16 protein-coding genes are annotated in these 17172 nt (G+C 59.0%); 6 read left to right on the forward strand and 10 right to left on the reverse strand.

The features are described from left to right. The first annotated feature begins 160 nt into the window (after positions 1 to 160). The 3 genes from mqo to CW267_RS03815 all read left to right on the forward strand — a co-directional run bounded on the left by mqo (position 161) and on the right by CW267_RS03815 (position 4239). The gene (gene mqo / locus CW267_RS03805) at positions 161 to 1771 is read left to right on the forward strand and encodes a malate dehydrogenase (quinone) (protein ID WP_240615445.1); all 1611 of its coding nucleotides are present in this window, start codon (positions 161 to 163) and stop codon (positions 1769 to 1771) included. A 186-nt stretch (positions 1772 to 1957) separates the two neighbouring features. After that, positions 1958 to 3142 carry a multidrug effflux MFS transporter gene (locus CW267_RS03810; protein ID WP_032732935.1) on the forward strand — a complete coding sequence of 395 codons (1185 nt, stop codon included), beginning with the start codon at positions 1958 to 1960 and terminating at the stop codon, positions 3140 to 3142. A gap of 170 nt (positions 3143 to 3312) precedes the next feature. After that, positions 3313 to 4239 carry a LysR substrate-binding domain-containing protein gene (locus CW267_RS03815; RefSeq protein ID WP_072045575.1) on the forward strand — a complete coding sequence of 309 codons (927 nt, stop codon included), beginning with the start codon at positions 3313 to 3315 and terminating at the stop codon, positions 4237 to 4239. Here CW267_RS03815 and mdcH read toward each other — a convergent pair. The 9 genes from mdcH to CW267_RS03860 all read right to left on the reverse strand — a co-directional run bounded on the left by mdcH (position 4229) and on the right by CW267_RS03860 (position 12548). Next, positions 4229 to 5131, reverse strand: a complete 903-nt coding sequence (gene mdcH / locus CW267_RS03820) for a malonate decarboxylase subunit epsilon (RefSeq protein ID WP_012968320.1) — start codon at positions 5129 to 5131, stop codon at positions 4229 to 4231. The two genes, CW267_RS03815 and mdcH, sit on opposite strands and share 11 nt — an antisense overlap. Next, entirely contained in the window at positions 5131 to 5748 is a 618-nt protein-coding gene (locus CW267_RS03825) for a malonate decarboxylase holo-ACP synthase (RefSeq protein WP_022066048.1), read from the reverse strand. Before CW267_RS03825 ends, mdcH begins: the two co-directional genes overlap by 1 nt. 3 nt (positions 5749 to 5751) lie before the next feature. After that, a complete protein-coding gene (locus tag CW267_RS03830; protein WP_012541868.1) occupies positions 5752 to 6711 on the reverse strand; it encodes an AEC family transporter in 960 nt (319 codons plus the stop codon). Between the two features lie 136 nt (positions 6712 to 6847). Next, the gene (mdcE, locus tag CW267_RS03835) at positions 6848 to 7648 is read right to left on the reverse strand and encodes a biotin-independent malonate decarboxylase subunit gamma (RefSeq protein WP_022066046.1); all 801 of its coding nucleotides are present in this window, start codon (positions 7646 to 7648) and stop codon (positions 6848 to 6850) included. After that, positions 7648 to 8481 carry a biotin-independent malonate decarboxylase subunit beta gene (locus CW267_RS03840; RefSeq protein WP_012541866.1) on the reverse strand — a complete coding sequence of 278 codons (834 nt, stop codon included), beginning with the start codon at positions 8479 to 8481 and terminating at the stop codon, positions 7648 to 7650. Before CW267_RS03840 ends, mdcE begins: the two co-directional genes overlap by 1 nt. Beyond that, positions 8474 to 8773: a malonate decarboxylase acyl carrier protein gene (mdcC, locus tag CW267_RS03845; protein WP_032735506.1), complete on the reverse strand. Its 300-nt coding sequence runs from the start codon at positions 8771 to 8773 to the stop codon at positions 8474 to 8476. Before mdcC ends, CW267_RS03840 begins: the two co-directional genes overlap by 8 nt. A gap of 17 nt (positions 8774 to 8790) precedes the next feature. After that, a complete protein-coding gene (locus tag CW267_RS03850; RefSeq protein ID WP_032735508.1) occupies positions 8791 to 9633 on the reverse strand; it encodes a triphosphoribosyl-dephospho-CoA synthase in 843 nt (280 codons plus the stop codon). Continuing rightward, positions 9633 to 11288, reverse strand: coding sequence for a malonate decarboxylase subunit alpha (gene mdcA, locus CW267_RS03855; protein WP_032735509.1), 1656 nt, complete (start codon positions 11286 to 11288; stop codon positions 9633 to 9635). The genes CW267_RS03850 and mdcA overlap by 1 nt, the downstream gene beginning before the upstream one ends. 225 nt (positions 11289 to 11513) lie before the next feature. Beyond that, positions 11514 to 12548: an AI-2E family transporter gene (locus CW267_RS03860; protein ID WP_100781043.1), complete on the reverse strand. Its 1035-nt coding sequence runs from the start codon at positions 12546 to 12548 to the stop codon at positions 11514 to 11516. A 441-nt stretch (positions 12549 to 12989) separates the two neighbouring features. Here CW267_RS03860 and kpnE point away from each other — a divergent pair, with 441 nt between their 5' ends. From kpnE to CW267_RS03875, 3 genes are all read left to right on the forward strand, one after another. After that, entirely contained in the window at positions 12990 to 13352 is a 363-nt protein-coding gene (gene kpnE / locus CW267_RS03865) for a multidrug efflux SMR transporter subunit KpnE (RefSeq protein ID WP_008805029.1), read from the forward strand. After that, the gene (kpnF, locus tag CW267_RS03870) at positions 13339 to 13668 is read left to right on the forward strand and encodes a multidrug efflux SMR transporter subunit KpnF (RefSeq protein WP_008805028.1); all 330 of its coding nucleotides are present in this window, start codon (positions 13339 to 13341) and stop codon (positions 13666 to 13668) included. Before kpnE ends, kpnF begins: the two co-directional genes overlap by 14 nt. Before the next feature lie 107 nt (positions 13669 to 13775). Then, entirely contained in the window at positions 13776 to 15932 is a 2157-nt protein-coding gene (locus CW267_RS03875; RefSeq protein WP_086893131.1) for a putative bifunctional diguanylate cyclase/phosphodiesterase, read from the forward strand. Here CW267_RS03875 and CW267_RS03880 read toward each other — a convergent pair whose 3' ends face one another. Then, entirely contained in the window at positions 15933 to 16745 is an 813-nt protein-coding gene (locus CW267_RS03880; protein ID WP_165787420.1) for a trypsin-like serine peptidase, read from the reverse strand. It lies immediately after the preceding gene. Positions 16746 to 17172 lie beyond the last annotated feature (427 nt).

The following is a 17172-nucleotide window of genomic DNA, read 5'->3' on the forward strand; positions in this document are numbered from 1 at the left end:
TAAGTTAAATAAGTATTTGATTAAAAATGCCAGAGTGTAAATGATATTTTAAAATAAAGTAAAAGTGCGTTAATATGCTGCCTCTTATTACCGTGTGCTACGTGATAATTCTATTATGCCTGCAATGAAAAAAACGATTATTTCCTTTACCGCATTAGCGATGTTCGTCAGCGCGGCGACGCATGCTGAAGCGGATACCTCTAAAAAGACCGACTTCCTGCTGATTGGCGGCGGGATCATGAGCGCCTCGCTCGGCACCTGGCTGCAGGCGCTGCAGCCGGACTGGAACCTGACCATGGTGGAGAAACTGGACGGCGTGGCCCTGGAATCTTCCAACGGCTGGAATAACGCCGGTACCGGCCACTCAGCGAATATGGAGCTGAACTATACCCCGGAACGAGCGGACGGGTCGATTGACGTCAGCAAAGCGCTGGATATTAACGAACAGTTTATGATTTCCCGTCAGTTCTGGTCGGCACAGGTGAAACGCGGTATTTTGCACGACCCGCACTCCTTTATTAACTCCACACCGCATATGAGTTTCGTGTGGGGCGATAATGTGGATTACCTGCAAAAACGTTATAACGCGCTGCAGCAGACTACCTTATTCCAGGGGATGAAATTCTCCACCGATCACGCGCAAATTAAACAGTGGGCGCCGCTGGTGATGGAAGGTCGCGATCCGCAGCAGAAAGTGGCCGCCACCTGGACGCCGGTGGGTACCGATGTCAACTACGGCGAAATTACCCGCCAGCTGATCGGCAGCCTGAAGAAAAATAACCACTTCACCCTGCAAACCTCCTCCGAGGTGACCGATTTCAAACGCAATGCCGACAACTCCTGGCACGTGACGATTAAGAACGTGCAGAGCGGGGACGCGCAGACTATTGACGCCAAATACGTCTTTATCGGCGCCGGCGGCGGCGCGCTGAAGCTGCTGCAGAAAACCGGCATTCCGGAAGCGGATAACTATGCCGGTTTCCCGGTGGGCGGCTCGTTCCTGATGACCGAGAACCCGGCGGTCACCGCGCAGCATCTGGAGAAAGTCTACGGTCAGGCTTCGGTCGGCGCGCCGCCGATGTCGGTGCCGCATCTTGACGCTCGTTATCTCGACGGGAAGCGCGTGGTGCTGTTCGGGCCATTCGCCACCTTCTCGACCAAGTTCCTGAAAAATGGTTCGTTCTTTGACCTGCTCAGCACCACCACCACCGATAACGTGCTGCCGATGACCCACGTCGGTCTCGACAACTTCGATCTGGTGAAATATCTCGTCAGCCAGGTGATGCTCAGTGATGATGACCGTTTTGCTGCGCTGAAAGAGTACTACCCGGACGCGCGTAAAGAAGACTGGAAACTGATCCAGGCCGGTCAGCGCGTGCAGATCATCAAGAAAGACGCGGAGAAGGGCGGCGTTCTGAAGCTCGGTACCGAAGTGGTGGTCGATCAGCAGAAAACGATTTCTGCGCTGCTCGGCGCGTCGCCGGGGGCTTCCACCGCCGCGCCGATCACCCTGAACGTACTCAAGCAGATGTTCCCGCAGCAGTTTAACTCGCCGGAGTGGCAGAGCCGTATTCACGCTATCGTGCCGAGCTACGGCCAGAAGCTGAACGGTAACGTGGCGCTGACCCAGCAGGTTTGGGATGACACCGCTGCGACCCTGCAGCTGACGAAACCGCCGGTGATCCAGATGCCAGCGGCTGCGCCAACCGCGACCGCCAAACCGGCTGAACCGCAGCGCGACGCCTCGCCGCAGCACGATATGGCGCTTTAAAAGCACATTCGTGCAGTGAACAAAAGGGAAGACCACGGTCTTCCCTTTTTTACATCCACATTTCCCTGCCGCTATTTATGAATGATGCTCATAACCCTGTTATGATTTCCGGGGATTATCCGTTACCCCGAAACGGCTAAAATAGCCAGTCACTTCACCGCTTTCCTCTCCTTAACGGATACCATAATGACTTCATCGCATCAGCGCGCCACCAGCGGGGCGCTTTTTATTTTGATTTTAAGCGGCCTGATGGCCTTTACTTCGCTCTCCACCGATATCTATCTGCCGGCCATGCCGATGATGGCCGCGCAACTGCACGGTGATGCCGAACTGACGATCACCGGATTTCTGATTGGCTTTGCACTGGCGCAACTGGTGTGGGGGCCAATAAGCGACCGGCTGGGGCGTCGCACGCCGCTGTTCATCGGCATGGTGCTATTTATTATCGGCTCCGCCGGCTGCGCGCTGTCGACCACCATCGATCAGATTGTTTTCTGGCGCGTGTTTCAGGCGCTTGGCGCCTGCACTGGGCCGATGCTGGCGCGGGCGATGGTTCGCGATCTGTTTGCTCGTACCCGCGCCGCGCAGATGCTCTCGACGCTGACTATCGTGATGGCGATTGCGCCGATTGCCGGGCCGCTGATCGGCGGGCAGATGATTAAATTCACCAGCTGGCACACTATTTTCTGGCTGCTGGTGGTGATTGGCGCTCTGATGTTTATCGCCTTGTGCTGGCTGCCGGAAACTCTGCCGCCAGAGCGTCGGCAGAAAGGATCGCCGCTTAGCGCGTTTCGCAATTACGCCGCGTTGGTAAAAAACCGGACGTTTATGCGTTATACCCTCAGTCTGACTTTCTTTTACGTCGCGGCTTACGCTTTTATCACCGGTTCGCCGGATGTCTATATTCGCTATTACGGCGTTGCGCCGCAGCACTACGGCTGGCTGTTCGCGGTCAATATCGTTGGGGTTATGCTGATGAGCGTGGTCAATCGTCGTCTGGTGCAGCGCCATGCGTTAGGTTCGCTGTTGAAGGCGGCGCTGGCGGTATCGGCGATTGCCGTCGTCGTGCTGGCAGCCGGCGTGCGTCTGCATATCGGCGGCGTGGCGCTGATTGTGGTGAGTATTTTCCTGTTCTTCTCAATGAATGGGGTGATTGCCGCCACCTCAACCGCCGCGGCGCTTGATGAGGCCGGTGAATATGCCGGTTCCGCTTCGGCGCTGATCGGCTCGCTGCAGTATGGCAGCGGCATTATCTCTTCGCTGTTGCTGGCATGGCTCCACGACGGTACGCCGTGGACGATGGCGTGGATCATGGCCGCTTTTACGCTCGCCAGCCTGCTTTTGGCGTGGCTCCATCGGCGCGTCGATTAATGAATTGAGTTCATAGAGACAAGTTGATTTCCCGGCTGGCGAGTAAGCGAACCGGCAACGCGGAGAATATTGACGATAATTAGCGGTTGCGGTCAAAACGGACGTGAGGGTTATTGTTATACTGCCTTGAATTACTGAAGAAAAACGATAACCAGGAGTGTGGAAGGGCTATGAAAGACGATATCAACCAGGAGATCACCTTCCGCAAGCTATCGGTCTTTATGATGTTTATGGCGAAGGGCAATATCGCCAGAACCGCCGAAGCCATGAAGCTCAGCAGCGTTAGCGTGCACCGCGCGCTGCATACGCTCGAAGAGGGGGTCGGCTGCCCGCTGTTTGTCCACAAAGGGCGCAACCTGCTGCCGCTGCAGGCGGCGTGGACGCTGCTTGAATACTGCCAGGATGTGATGAGTCTGATGAGCCGTGGTCTTGAGGCGACGCGCAAAGTCGCTGGCGTCGGTCAGGGGCGGTTGCGCATCGGTACCCTCTATTCGCTGACGCTGGAAACCGTTCCGCGCATCATTATGGGGATGAAGCTGCGTCGCCCGGAGCTGGAGCTGGATCTGACCATGGGCTCTAACCAGATGCTGCTGGATATGCTGGAGGACGATGCGCTGGATGCTATCTTAATCGCCACCAATGAAGGCGAGTACAATCATTCGGCTTTCGACGTGGTGCCGCTATTTGAAGATGATATCTTCCTCGCCGCGCCGGCGACGGAACAGCTCGATACCACTCAGCTCGCCGATCTACGCGATTACGCCGATCGTAAATTTGTCTCGCTGGCGGAAGGGTTTGCGACTTATGCCGGGTTTCAGGAGGCCTTTCAGGTGGCCGGTTTTGAGCCGGAAATTGTGACCCGGGTGAATGATATCTTTTCGATGATAAGTCTGGTGCAGGCGGGCGTCGGCTTCGCGCTGCTGCCGGGACGCATGAAGAAAGTCTATGAAAACGATGTGCAGCTGTTAAAGCTGGCGGAACCCTATCAGATGCGCCAGCTGATCTCTATCGTCTATTCGCACCATCGCGAGCGCGATGCCGACCTGCTGGCGCTGGCGGCGGAAGGGCGGATGTACGCCCGCAGTATTAATCGCTAAGCCGCTGCGCCAGATGGCGGGCGACGTCTACGCCGCTGCGCTCCAGCGAAATGGTCTCGCCGCGCCAGCCCGCCTGGCGGGTCAGGCAGGTGAGCACCCCGCCGGGCGGCATCTCGATTGCCAGCCTGGCGTCGCGTTCATCGGCGGCGATCATCGCCTCCTGCCAGTGCACGGTGCGCGCCATGTTCATCGCCAGATCGTCAGCGATCCGCTGCGGATCCCATAGCACGCGCGCCGTCGAGCCGCTTAAATAGGCGCGCTGAGGGCGCGTTAAGGTGACGTCGGCAAAGGCTTTTGCCAGCGCTGCGGCGGGTTTATCCAGCAGTGCGCAGTGCGAGGGTACGCTGACCGCCAGCCGCTGGGCTTTACTGGCGCCAGCCCGCAGCGCCAGCTGCGCCACCTCGGCCATCGCCTCATCGCGCCCGGCGATCACGATCTGCGTTTCGGCGTTGAGGTTGGCGAGATAAACCTCGTGGCCCTGCATCAGCGCCTCAACCCGCGGGCGGGTCAGCCCCATAATCGCTGTCAGCCCGTAACCTTCGGGATAAGCCTGCTCCATTAAATCGCCGCGCAGCGCCACCAGCCGCAACGCGCTGGCGAAATCGAGCGCGCCGGCAATCACCGCGGCCGGAAACGCGCCGATAGAGAGGCCGCTGACCATCTGCGGATCCACGCCCTGGCGCTGTAGCTCGCGCGCCCAGGCGACCCCGGCGATCAGCAGACAGAGTTGTACCGCACGGGTGTGTTTTAGCGCGTCGGCGCTATCGAGAGTAGCGACTTCATCCCCCAGCACGGCGCGCGCCTGGGTGAAGATAGCCTCGCGATCGGGGATGGCCGCCAGCATGCCGGGGCGCTGGCCGCCCTGACCGGGAAAAGTAAATAAAATCTTCATCATTCCTCCCTGTGCCACGGCGTCGCGGTTAAGCGTGCGCCATGGGATGTTTTCAGCAGCGCACGGCCATCGCGCAGCCACTCATTAAGGGCGAAGGCGCCGTAGGGCGTTTCTACCTGGGTATCGGCGCGGCACGGCAGTTGGGCCACACGGGCTTGCCACTCGCGCAGCGCCTCGCGATCCAGCGGCTGCGGCGCGCGGATCAGCAGATCCAGATCGCTTGCCGCATGGAGTACCGGGATCTCAGTGGCCAGCGCATAGCCGGTACTGCCGGTGACGCCCCAGCCCCAGGACCAGGGGTATAAGGTAAGGGCGATAGCCGCCTGAACCGGCGGCTGTGAAACAAAAGGGGAGCCCAGCAGACGCTCGCGCTCCACCAGCATTTCCGGCGTCACGCAGCGCACGATATTGTGCGCCTGGACCCAACCGGCGGCGCGCTGCTCGCGCTTCATGCCCCGCACCCCCACCGGGATGCGGGCCTGGTTATCAACGTCGCGTCTCACCACCACCGGCAGCGCGGCTCGCCACTGCTGAGCCACCCACGGCTCGGCAATAGCCTCCAGGGCGCTGGCGTGGTTTAACCAGAGTAAATCGTGGGGACGCGGCGTTGATGACATGGTTTACAGTCCTGAAGTCAAAGAGATAAACAGCGGTAGCGACAGGATACACAGAACCGAGCTTAACAGCAGCACGGCTTCAGCATCAGGAGACTGGACGCCGAAGCGGTTGCCGAAGACCACGCCGAAGAAGCCGGCGGCCAGGGCAATCATCAGGATCGCGGTAATGGCGATAGAGCCGTGCAGACCCAGCAGCATCACCAGACCCCAGGCAATAAACGGCTGCACCAGCAGTTTCACGATGGTGGAAGTGGCGATCAGCGCATTGAGCTGCAGTTTACGTGCCGACAGGATCACCCCGGTGAGGAACAGCGCGGCGGCGGTGGCGGCCAGGCCCAGCGGTTTAATGGAGGCCAGCAGCATTTCCGGCATTTTTATGCCGATCGCGGAAAGCACCACCCCAAGCAGTGGGCCCCAGACGATCGGTTTTTTCACCGAACGCCACATCAGCACCGGCAACATCGCCAGCGTAGAACCGCTGTTTTCACCTGCGGCGCGGGCTTTTTCACGTTCCAGAATCAGCAGGCAGAACGGGGTCATCAGTACCGAGCCGCAGGCGATAGAGACCGCCACCGACAGCGAGGTTGACGCGCCTTCACCCAGCACGCTGCCGAGGATCGGCAGACCCAACGCGGCATAGTTTGGCAGGGCGACGGTGAGGGTCAGCACCGCGGCATCCTGCGGCGTGCGTTTGAACACGCTGGTGGCGAGGAAGTAGATCGCGGCATAGGTGATCCACATCGCGCCGGTCAGCACCAGCACCAGCGGCGACTGGGCGACGATACCGGCCCACGGCGTTTGTACCGTGGCGCTAAACAGCGTGGCGGGTAAGGCAAAATCCATTACAAAGATATTGAGCAGGGAGACATTTTTATTATCTACCATCCCGGCCTTACCGGCCCAGAAGCCCAGCAGCATAATGACGAAAATCGGGGCAAGAGCATGAATAATCACATAAGTCATAAATCACCTGTAAATAAAATAGAGTACTGGCGCGATTGTTATTTTTTCTAAAAGCCGTCCCTTCCCGGAGCGTGTATTCCGCGCTCCGGGGGACAGCTTCCGGCAGGTTTTCTTCTACTACTTACGTACGAACGTCTTACCAGCTGGCGCGCATGCGATCGCGAACCAGTTGTGAGCTACGGCGGTTTTCCGCGCCCAGGCGGCACTTCAGCGAGGTATCTTTGCGCGCGTCAGCGATGGCGTCGCGCAGGGTACGGCTGACCAGCGACAGATCGCCTTCGTCTGGCGCATCCGGATGGCTGATATCGAGCAGGGCGGAGAGCAGGCCGAGCGTCGCATAGTTGCTGACGTCGTAGGCCATCGGCGGGATCGTCGCCGCCAGTTTCTCCAGCGCCTCTACGGTACGCAGCGTAATGCGCGCCGCCGATTCTTTCCCCATCGCGTGGACCAGCACGCCGCTATCGTTAAAGGCGATCAGGCGGTTGGCCTGGTAGCCGTGGGCCAGAAACGCCCCGGACATCGCTTTTCCGACAATCAGGCCAATCACCGGGTGGCCGGCAAGACGGGCTTTGGCATAGGCGCCTGCCGCCCCGGCCAGCGCCTGGTGGATGCCGAAAGCTTCTTCGCGGCGGCCATAGGCCTGGCTCGGGACATCAATTACCGCGACGATCGGCCGTTTGACAGGCTGGTCGGCGTCAGCGGCGATGGTTTCATTGACCACTTTCGCCAGCGTCCAGCCTTCCAGCAAGCCGACTTCGCCGCCGGCGGCGCGCGGGTAGTGGTTGTTGGCGTCTGGCACCACGGCGATAAAGCGGACGCTTTCGCCATCAATCTGGCCATCTGCGACCTGCACCGACGGGCACAGACCACTCATCAGCGGCGCGTCGGGCGCCAGTTTATTCAGCCACAGCGCGGCGCGGTTTGGGAACTGACTCATTATTTATCCTCCCGGGCAAAAAGCTGTTTAATCTGCGCGGTATCCGCCTGCTGGCGGGTATCGAACTGGCTCAAGCGACGCAGATAATCGTCATAGTTGTCGCTACGGTGCTGGGCCGGTACGCCTTTGGCGATCGCCTCATTCATTGCGGTTTTAACGGCATTAACGCCATCGTTAACCAGCGCGTCGACCAGGCCGCTGGCGGCGCGAATTTCACCCCCGGTCATGCTCCAGATAAACGGCCGGTTGCGGGAGTCGTACTCTTCAATGCCGGCTTCCTGCTCGATAACCTGCGGGCCGTTGAGGCCGAGACGGGCTTCACGGGTGACGATAAGGTAGCTGCACAGCGCCGCGGCGATGGACATGCCGCCGAAGCAGCCGACGGTACCGGTAATGATCCCGACGACCGGGGTGTAGCGGCGCAGGTCGACAATCGCGGCATGAATATCGGCGATGGCGGCCAGACCGAGGTTGGCCTCCTGCAGACGTACGCCGCCGGTTTCGAGGCACAGTACCGCCTGGGTCGGGATACCGTTGCGGTTATCTTCCGCCGCCAGCTCCAGTGCGGCGGCCATTTTGGCACCGGAGACTTCACCCATACTGCCGCCCTGGAAGGTGCCTTCGATGGCAATCACCACCGCAGGTTGGCCGTTGATCGTGCCTTTGGCGACCACCATACCGTCGTCGGACTGCGGGACGATTCCCTGTGCGCCGAGCCACGGCGACATAATGCCTTCAAACGGATCCAGCAGTTCGCGGTAGCTGCCGTCGTCCAGCAGGGCGTGGGCGCGTTCGCGAGCGCGCAGTTCGATAAAGCTGCGATCGTTACGCATGAGCGGCCTCCTCAAAGACTTGTTCAATACGAATACGGGCGACGCCCGGCGTGGCGCCGAAGTCGTGGATAATCAACTGCCCGGCGGGCAGATCGTTGATCAGGTTCAGCCTGTCGAACAGCGCCTGCCAGCGCGCCTGGCTGTTATCCACGGAGGTAGTGATCTGTACGTTGAGCGTGGCGCTCTGTGCGGCGGTATAAAGCACTTCCATATCGCCTGAACCTACGACCCCTGCCAATGCTTTGCCGCTGAGGGCGCGGTTGGCAGGAAATGACAATGTAATCTGTTCCATAACATCCTCTGAATGCGTTAGCCGGCAACCCGGTCGAGAAACAGGGTGGCGGCAAGGAGATCGGCCGCGCCACCCGGCGAGGCGTTGTGCGCCAGCATCTGCGCATCAAGGCGCGCCAGCGCGGCGCGACCGGCGACGCTGGCGCAACCGCCCGCCGCCAGAACCTCGCGAGCGCCTTGCTGCATAGCGTGCAGGCCGTTCATGCCGGCGCGCGACAGCACGCAGGTATCGCTCAGCGAGGTCATGATGGCCATCAGCGCATCAAGGCGCGCCTGCGGCTCGCTGGCGCCTCGCGCCCGGCTTTGCTGCAGTTGCGGCAGCGCCAGGGTGGTAACATGCGGAAATCCGCGCTGCGCTTCCTCGCGTGCGCCCGGCACCTGCCAGCGGCGGCTGGCGCGCAGACCCTTACTAAAGCTTTTCGGCGCGAAACCGTCAGGCAGGCGGGCGAGGGCGGCGGCGGCGGCGGCGATCGCCTGTGATTGACCCTCTCCACCCAACATCGCCACCGCGCTGACCAGCAGGCCCAGCGCCCAGATGGCGCCGCGGTGGGTGTTAACTCCACCTGTCGCCATCATCATCTGCGCTTCACCTTCGCGACCGAGGCGGCCGACGGTTTCGCGCAGGGCGATATCCGCCGGACGCTGCCAGCTTTGCTGCGCCAGCGCGTGAAAGGTCGGCTGCAGGCTGCGGGCGGAGCGTTCCATGAGTGCCAGCGTCAGGTCCTGATGCGCGCCGTTGCCGCGACTATCGACCAGACCCGGTTTCGGACTCAGGCGGGCTTCGTCAATCAGACACGCGCTGGCGGTATGCGCCAGCCAACTGATGCGGCTTTCTGCGTGCAGGGGGGAGAGATTTTTCATTACCAGCTCCGGAATTTTGCCGGTGGGTTGTACAGTCCGTCGGACCACTCCACCAGGTCGGCGACGCTGCCGGCCGCCAGCAGCGAGCGGGTGGCATCGCTACGGCGAATGCCGATATCTTCCGGGTAGACCACTTTGCCGCTCTGGCGCAGGGCGGCGACGCGTTTGGCGTCCACCCCGAGGCCAATATCGGTGATCCCGGCCACCGCGGCGACCATCGCCCGGCGCTCTTCAAGGCTCTCCGCGCGGTACAGGTAAGCGATACCTTCTTCGGTCAGCACGTGAGTCACGTCATCACCATAAATCATCACCGGCGCCAGCGGCATGCCGGAGGTTTTCGCCACCTCAACCGCGTCGAGGGTTTCAACGAAGGTCGGTTTCACGCCGGCCTGGAAGGTTTCGACCATCTGCACCACCAGTTTTTTCCCACGCTGCATCGGGTCTGGTTCAGTGATCATATTGAGCCAGGCCGGGGTGGCGTGGCGGCGACCGTGCGGGTCGTGGCCCATGTTCGGCGCGCCGCCGAAGCCGGATAGGCGGCCGCGGGTGACGGTGGAGGAGTTAGCCAGGCCATCAACCTGCAGGGTCGAACCGATAAACATATCTACCGCGTACTGACCTGCCAGCTGGCAGAAGGCGCGGTTAGAGCGCATTGAGCCATCCGGGCCGGTAAAGAAGATATCCGGGCGGGCGCGGATGTACTCTTCCATCCCCAGTTCGCCGCCGAAACAGTGCACGCTCTCCACCCAGCCGCTCTCGATGGCCGGGATTAAGGTCGGATGCGGATTCAGCGTCCAGTGTTTACAGATTTTGCCTTTCAGGCCGAGCTGTTCGCCGTAGGTGGGCAGCAGCAGTTCAATAGCAGCGGTATTAAAGCCGATACCGTGGTTAAGCGACTGCACCTGATGCTCCGCGTAGATGCCTTTGATCGCCATCATCGCCATCAGAATGTGTTCTTGCTTAATCAGGCGCGGGTCGCGGGTGAACAGCGGTTCAATGAAGAACGGTTTGTCGGCGACCACCACGTAATCAATCCACGAGCCGGGAATATCCACGCGCGGCAGATCGCATTCGTCGTCCACCAGTTCGTTGACCTGGGCTATCACAATGCCATCGTGGAAGGCGGCGGCTTCGACCAGCGCCGGGGTATCTTCAGTACTTGGCCCGGTGTACAGGTTGCCTTTGCGGTCGGCTTTATAGCCCGCGATCAGCGCGACGTTTGGCGACAGATCAACGTACAGGCGGGAGTAGAGTTCGATATAGGTGTGGATGGCGCCGATTTCGAGCAGGCCATCTTCCAGCAGCTGCGAAATGCGCAGGCTCTGGGTGCCGGAGAAAGAGAAATCCAGTTTACGGGCAATGCCTTTTTCAAACAGGTCCAGATGCTCGCTGCGCCCGACGCTGGGCATAATCATATGCAGGTCGTGAATTTTTTGCGGATTGACCTCGGCGAGCATGCGGGAGAGGAAATCAGCCTGTTTCTGGTTGTTGCCTTCCAGCACCACCCGATCGCCCGGGGCGAGCAGATTTTCCATTACGCTGACCAGCTGGTCAGTGGGGATGACTTTGCCGGCGATCTTCGCTTCGGCCAGCCGCCGCTGTTTTTCCGTCCGGCGACGGTTCCAGAGCCGTCCCGTCGTTTGTTCAGCATTCATTGTTAACCTCCTGATTCGACAAATCGTTTCGTTTGTCCTGGTGGAAGTTAGTGTGCGATGCGCGGCGCTGCGCATCAATTAAGCACGGCGGCTGATTGTTAGCTTTAGAGTAACGATTGGGTCTTACCGTTTGTGATAGGGATCAATAATACGAAAGGCGTAGTGGTCTACGGGAAGAGCGCAGGTGAGCAAGCCGGCCGGTACACGGCCGGCCGTGGGAAGGGGTTATTCTTTACTGACATCACTTAATAAGAAAGCAATACTCTGACCGCCGCTGGTCTGCTCGAGGGCAATTTTGGCGATAATCGTCAGTGGCACCGACAGCAGCATGCCGACCGGGCCCAATAGCCAGCCCCAGAAGATCAAGGACAGAAACACCACCAACGTGGAGAGCCCCAGGCCACGTCCCATCACCCGTGGCTCCAGAATGTTGCCGAACACCAGGTTGACGATCAGGTAGCCGGCCAGGACCACCAGCGCCTCGTACAGCCCGCCAAACACCAGTACCTGCAGGATCGGCGGGATGGCCGCCAGCACGGAGCCAATATTGGGAATATAGTTGAGCGCGAAGGCCAGCAGTCCCCACATGAAGGCGAAGCGCACGTCCAGCAGCACCAGCATGCCCCAGACCACAAGGCCGGTAACCAGGCTAATCGCGGTTTTCAGCACCAGATAATGCGACACGCTGTCGATGGCCCGCTGAATGGCGCCCATCCCTTCAACCGGACGGGACATCAGCTGTTGCAGCTTGGCGGGAAGCTGGGGGACCTCCAGCAGCATAAATACCACCGTCAGCAGCAGCAGAAAAATCGAGGACATCGCGTTCGACAGCTGAGTGAGCAGGCTGGTGACCAGCGTCATCACCGCGTTAGGGTCGATGTATTTATTCAGCTCCACCACCGAGATGGTGAACCCCATGCGCTGCAGCCAGGGGGCGATGGTTTGCATCGGCTCGTAGAGATAGTTGCGATACTGCGGTAAGGTGCGCGCCAGCTCGTTAAGCGAGGTCCCCAGCGAGGCCAGCAGCACAATGGCCAGCATGACGATAAGGCCAATCAGCATCGAGATCGCCAGCACGCGCGGGACCCGGCAGCGGACCAGCAGTTGTACCAGCGGATTAATGATCACCGCCAGAAAGAGGGCGAGAATAAAGGGGACAATAATGTCCGCCGCAAAGCGAATGCCGGTAAGGATGATCACCAGCATGCCCAGCATGATGACCATCTTTAATCCGTTAAGTGTAATAATGGGTTTAGCCATAGGTCCCGACCTCAATCTTCCTTGCCTATTAACAGGTTGCGTTACATTAGCATAATGACGTTTTTTTGCAGAAAAAACGCATTGAAGCAAAACGGCGGCGTAAAGAATTGCAAATTCTTTGAATTAAATGTAGCACTATGCTACAAATTTATCTGTGTATAACTACTGAGGACAATTTTCATCCGCAACGGACGAGAAGCAACACCGCGGATAATTGTAATTTTATGGACAATCAGTTCAGGATGTATATTTTAAACCACCCCGCAGTCTCTCTCTCTTTTTCCCGTTTTGCCGGCGAGCAGCACTGGCATTCGGCGCTATAGTCACCTTCTCTCTGCCTGAGCTGGCGCCAAGCGCACAGCGAAATCTACGTCAGAAATTTTCCTGTTTACGCCTCGCGTAAACGGTAATGGATTATATTCTCAAGCAGGAGAAGGGATCATGTTTTATTGGATTTTATTAGCTTTAGCTATTGTTGCTGAAATTACCGGCACCTTGTCGATGAAATGGGCGAGCGTGAGCGGTGGTCATACCGGTTTTATTTTAATGCTGGCCATGATTGCTCTGTCATATATTTTTCTTGCCTTTGCGGTTAAAAAAATTGCCCTGGGTGTGGCCTACGCGCTATGGGAAGGGATCGGCATTTTGCTGATTACCGTGTTTAGCGTGCTGTTGTTTGATGAAAGCCTGTCGCCTCTGAAGATCGCCGGCCTGACCACCCTGGTGGTGGGGATCGTCTTAATTAAGTCCGGCACCCAGAAAAAAGCGTCGTCAAAGCAGGAGGTGGCCCATGCAGCAGTTTGAGTGGATCCACGCCGCGTGGCTGGCCGTCGCCATCGTGCTTGAAATCATTGCCAACGTCTTTTTGAAGTTTTCCGATGGCTTCCGCCGCAAAGTCTACGGCATCCTGTCCCTGGCGGCGGTGCTGGGCGCGTTCAGCGCCCTGTCGCAGGCGGTTAAAGGGATCGATCTCTCGGTCGCCTATGCGCTGTGGGGCGGCTTCGGTATCGCGGCGACCATCGCCGCCGGCTGGGTGCTGTTTGGTCAGCGCCTGAATAACAAAGGCTGGGCGGGGCTCATCCTGTTGGTGGCCGGCATGGTGTTAATTAAACTCGCCTGACGTCTCGCCGCCTGCAAAGCCAGGCGGCAAAACAGGTCCTCTGTAGTATGCTTAACTCAAGATCAGCCCCTCGCTGATAGTGTGCCTGGTGACGATGAGGACTGCGCATGTTCACTGCTTTCGGCTGGCGGAAAATTCCTTCCGCCAGGACGTTGTCAATAATGATATTCCTCGCCGGCCTTGGACTCACCGCGTCGGTCATTTCTCTGCTGTATCTCTCACAACACCTGATTGCCAGCAAATCTAATGAAATCGATCAGCAGCGTTCGGTGCTGTCGGTGGAAGGGGCGGTACAGACCTCGGTCAATCGGGTGCTGTCGCTGGTGCTGGACAATGCCATCTGGGATGACGCGGTAACGCAGACCTACGCCCCGTCACTCGATCAGAAATGGCTGTACGATTCCTGGGGATCAGGCTTCAAAATCAATAACCTGTACGATGGCACCTTTGTCCTCGATGAACATTATCGTATCCTATGGGGCGCCTTTCAGAGCCAGGTGCTGCCCCGGACTGACCTCTCATTTCTTGGGGCTGGGCTGACCAGTCTGATCCGCTCTCACGCACAGGCATTGCGTGAGGGAAAAAACGCCTTTGCCGGTATCACGCGCACGGAGGCCGGGATCGCCTTTGTCGGCATCGGCCTGATACGCCCAACGACAGAGCGGCTTCAGGTATTTGATGCGACGCGGCGCTATCTGGTGATTACCCGGCATATCAACCCCCAACTGCTGGAGCGCCTGGGTGACACCTTTCAGATTCGTCATCTGCATCTCGCCGAGGGTCCCGGCGCCTACCGTATTCCGCTGCGAACGCAGGCGGGTGAGGTGCTGGGATACCTGGCCTGGCAGCCGCGCCTGCCTGGCGCTGAAGCGGCGCAGGCCTCGTCAGGCAGCATGGGACTGATCGCCGGGATGGCGGCCAGCCTGATCCTGCTGTTTATCCTTTTTAGCAGTTTGGGCATGTATAAGCTGGCGCGCGGGGAGCGTCAGGCGCGGGAGATAGCCATGATTGACTGGCTGAGCCGACTGCCTAACCGGCGAGCGCTTCTGCTGCGGTTAAGCCAGGTATGCGAGACGGGGAAACACGATATTCAGTGCGTGGTGTTTATCGATCTGGATGGTTTTAAGGACGTCAATGATAACTATGGTCATGATGTCGGCGACGCCCTGATCCGCCATATCGCCAGCGCCCTACAGACGCGGGTACCGACGGGGGCCATGCTGGCGCGGATGGGCGGGGATGAGTTCGCCATGGCGGTGAGCGGCGCAAAGGCGATTGACCGGGCGGCGGCGTTCGCCTGGGCAGCGCTGGAGCTGCTGAAAGCGCCAGTGACGCTCAGCAAACGCAAAATTTATATCGGCGCCAGCATTGGCATCGCCAGCGGCGCCCCGGCGGAATGTTCCAGTACCGAGCTGTTTCGCCGGGCCGACATCGCCATGTACCACGCCAAGAAGAGCGGGAAGGGGCGGACGGCCTGGTATGACGATGCGCTGGATGCTGTGCGGCGTCATCAACTGATGATTGAGAACGGCATCCGCCAGGGGCTGGAGCAGGATGAATTTGAGGTCTGGTATCAGCCGGTGGTCGATGCCGATACCCTGGCGATGACCGGCGTGGAGGCGCTACTGCGCTGGCCGCGACGCCCGCAGGGGGCGCTGGCGCCGGATGCGTTTATTGCCATCGCCGAGAGCAGCGGCCTGATTGATGCCCTCGGGCAGTTCGTTCTGCAACGCGCCTGCAGCGACCTGCAGCCGGTTGACGATCTCCTTTTGTCGGTGAACATCTCGCCAGCGCAATTTCGCGACCCGGCTTTTGAAAACCGGGTGATGAAGACCGTCGCGGCCTGCCGCTTTCCGCCGTCGCGCCTGCAGGTGGAGGTGACGGAGAGCTATGTGCTGGAAAATCCGGAACGTTCGCAGGCGGTGGTGGAGAATCTGAAGGCCCAGGGTATTGCCGTGGCGCTGGACGATTTTGGCACTGGCTACTCAAGTATTGGCTATTTACGCCGCTTTCGCTTTGATAGCCTGAAGATCGACAAATCTCTCGCCGGGCGGGTGGACAGCGATGAACAGGCGGCGGAGATGGTGCGCGGGACGGTGCGCATTGCCCGCGCGCTGGGGATGACGGTCGTGGCGGAGGGGGTTGAGGATCTGCAGCAGCTGACGCTGCTGCGGCGGGCCGGCTGCGACCGGCTTCAGGGGTACTATTTCAGTAAACCGATGCCGATCGCCGATCTGCTGCAGCGGCGTCAGTCGCAGGGGTGATTACTCTCCGGCCAGTGCTTCCAGCTTATCGCGAAAGCCGGTAACCGAAATGGCGCGGTTGTCAGCCCGCCAGCGATCCTGCGGACCGGGAGCGGAGCTTTGCACGGCGATCACTTGCCAGCCGTCCTCCGTTTTCATCAGCAACGGCGACCCGCTGTCACCAGGCAGCGTATCGCACTGATGCGACAGCACGCTGTTTTGCGCCCAGCCGGTCACGATGCAATCCTGATGGCTGTACAGATTATCCAGATGATCCTCCGGATATCCCGATTGGGTCACTTTACGGTCCGCTGCCTTCAGCGCAGCGGTGAGATCGGTCTTGCTACCCGGGAAGAGTGGGATCGGCGTGATGCCCGAGGGAGCATAGCGCAGTACGATCAGGCCAAAATCTGACGGCGCCGCGGCGGAGGGCACGATCCAGCCATCGCCATCGGCCTTCAGGCGCTTACCTAAGGCCGGATCCACTCGCCCTTCAATGCCGTGAATTTCATATACCCAGCCGCCCTTGCGCGAAATAAAGCGCAGAGCAACCGCTTTGTCCGGTTTGCCGCGCGGAGGCGTCAACAGACAGTGGCCAGCGGTCAGCGCCAGGTGAGGGGAGATAAGCGTCGCTGTGCACAGATTGCCGCTGGCGGTTTCCAGTTGGCCGATCGCATCCCACGGGCTTTCCTCGGGGTGGCTCACCGCTTTTCGGTCATCATGGCCGAAAAACAGCGTCTTAATATCTTTGGCGCTCAGTCCGCTATCATCGGCATGTGCGCCCAGAGGTAACAGATAAAATGAACACAGCAATAACAGAACGTCTCTACGCATATCACTCTCTGGGGAGGCTATGATGTCTATTGACAGTAGCAGGAGATTTAAGTTTTTGAAAGTAAACAATAATTCTAAGCAGGCCAAACCGTTGCCATCAGGCGAGACGGGCTGACGCTGCCGCTGGCAAAACCGTCTGATTTCAAGCGGTTAATACCAGCTGAACGCTGTTGCTATTTCCGCAGAAAGCGACGTCCGACGCAACAAAATTCGTGTATCAGAACGTACTGAACCCGGTGAACAATTCACCAATCGGACATTAAGATTATTCCTGGTTTGCCAGCGATTCGCTGAAAAATAATGCGCTTGCCCGCCATAACTTCACCAGAATTCGCACTTCTTTACGCCTCTCGTAATTATTTTCAATGCGAAACATTTTCTCACCGAAAACGTTGTTACCGTCACTCCGCCGTTGAGTAAATAGAGA

It is taken from the genome of Klebsiella sp. X1-16S-Nf21, assembly GCF_002837615.1.
In the GTDB taxonomy this organism is placed as follows: Bacteria; Pseudomonadota; Gammaproteobacteria; order Enterobacterales; family Enterobacteriaceae; genus Klebsiella; species Klebsiella variicola.

Coding starts and splice junctions, on each gene's coding strand:
- mqo (WP_240615445.1), top strand. CDS start 161: ATGTTCGTCAGCGCGGCGACGCATGCTGAAGCGGATACCTCTAAAAAG.
- CW267_RS03810 (WP_032732935.1), top strand. CDS start 1,958: ATGACTTCATCGCATCAGCGCGCCACCAGCGGGGCGCTTTTTATTTTG.
- CW267_RS03815 (WP_072045575.1), top strand. CDS start 3,313: ATGAAAGACGATATCAACCAGGAGATCACCTTCCGCAAGCTATCGGTC.
- mdcH (WP_012968320.1), bottom strand. CDS start 5,131: ATGAAGATTTTATTTACTTTTCCCGGTCAGGGCGGCCAGCGCCCCGGC.
- CW267_RS03825 (WP_022066048.1), bottom strand. CDS start 5,748: ATGTCATCAACGCCGCGTCCCCACGATTTACTCTGGTTAAACCACGCC.
- CW267_RS03830 (WP_012541868.1), bottom strand. CDS start 6,711: ATGACTTATGTGATTATTCATGCTCTTGCCCCGATTTTCGTCATTATG.
- mdcE (WP_022066046.1), bottom strand. CDS start 7,648: ATGAGTCAGTTCCCAAACCGCGCCGCGCTGTGGCTGAATAAACTGGCG.
- CW267_RS03840 (WP_012541866.1), bottom strand. CDS start 8,481: ATGCGTAACGATCGCAGCTTTATCGAACTGCGCGCTCGCGAACGCGCC.
- mdcC (WP_032735506.1), bottom strand. CDS start 8,773: ATGGAACAGATTACATTGTCATTTCCTGCCAACCGCGCCCTCAGCGGC.
- CW267_RS03850 (WP_032735508.1), bottom strand. CDS start 9,633: ATGAAAAATCTCTCCCCCCTGCACGCAGAAAGCCGCATCAGTTGGCTG.
- mdcA (WP_032735509.1), bottom strand. CDS start 11,288: ATGAATGCTGAACAAACGACGGGACGGCTCTGGAACCGTCGCCGGACG.
- CW267_RS03860 (WP_100781043.1), bottom strand. CDS start 12,548: ATGGCTAAACCCATTATTACACTTAACGGATTAAAGATGGTCATCATG.
- kpnE (WP_008805029.1), top strand. CDS start 12,990: ATGTTTTATTGGATTTTATTAGCTTTAGCTATTGTTGCTGAAATTACC.
- kpnF (WP_008805028.1), top strand. CDS start 13,339: ATGCAGCAGTTTGAGTGGATCCACGCCGCGTGGCTGGCCGTCGCCATC.
- CW267_RS03875 (WP_086893131.1), top strand. CDS start 13,776: ATGTTCACTGCTTTCGGCTGGCGGAAAATTCCTTCCGCCAGGACGTTG.
- CW267_RS03880 (WP_165787420.1), bottom strand. CDS start 16,745: ATGCGTAGAGACGTTCTGTTATTGCTGTGTTCATTTTATCTGTTACCT.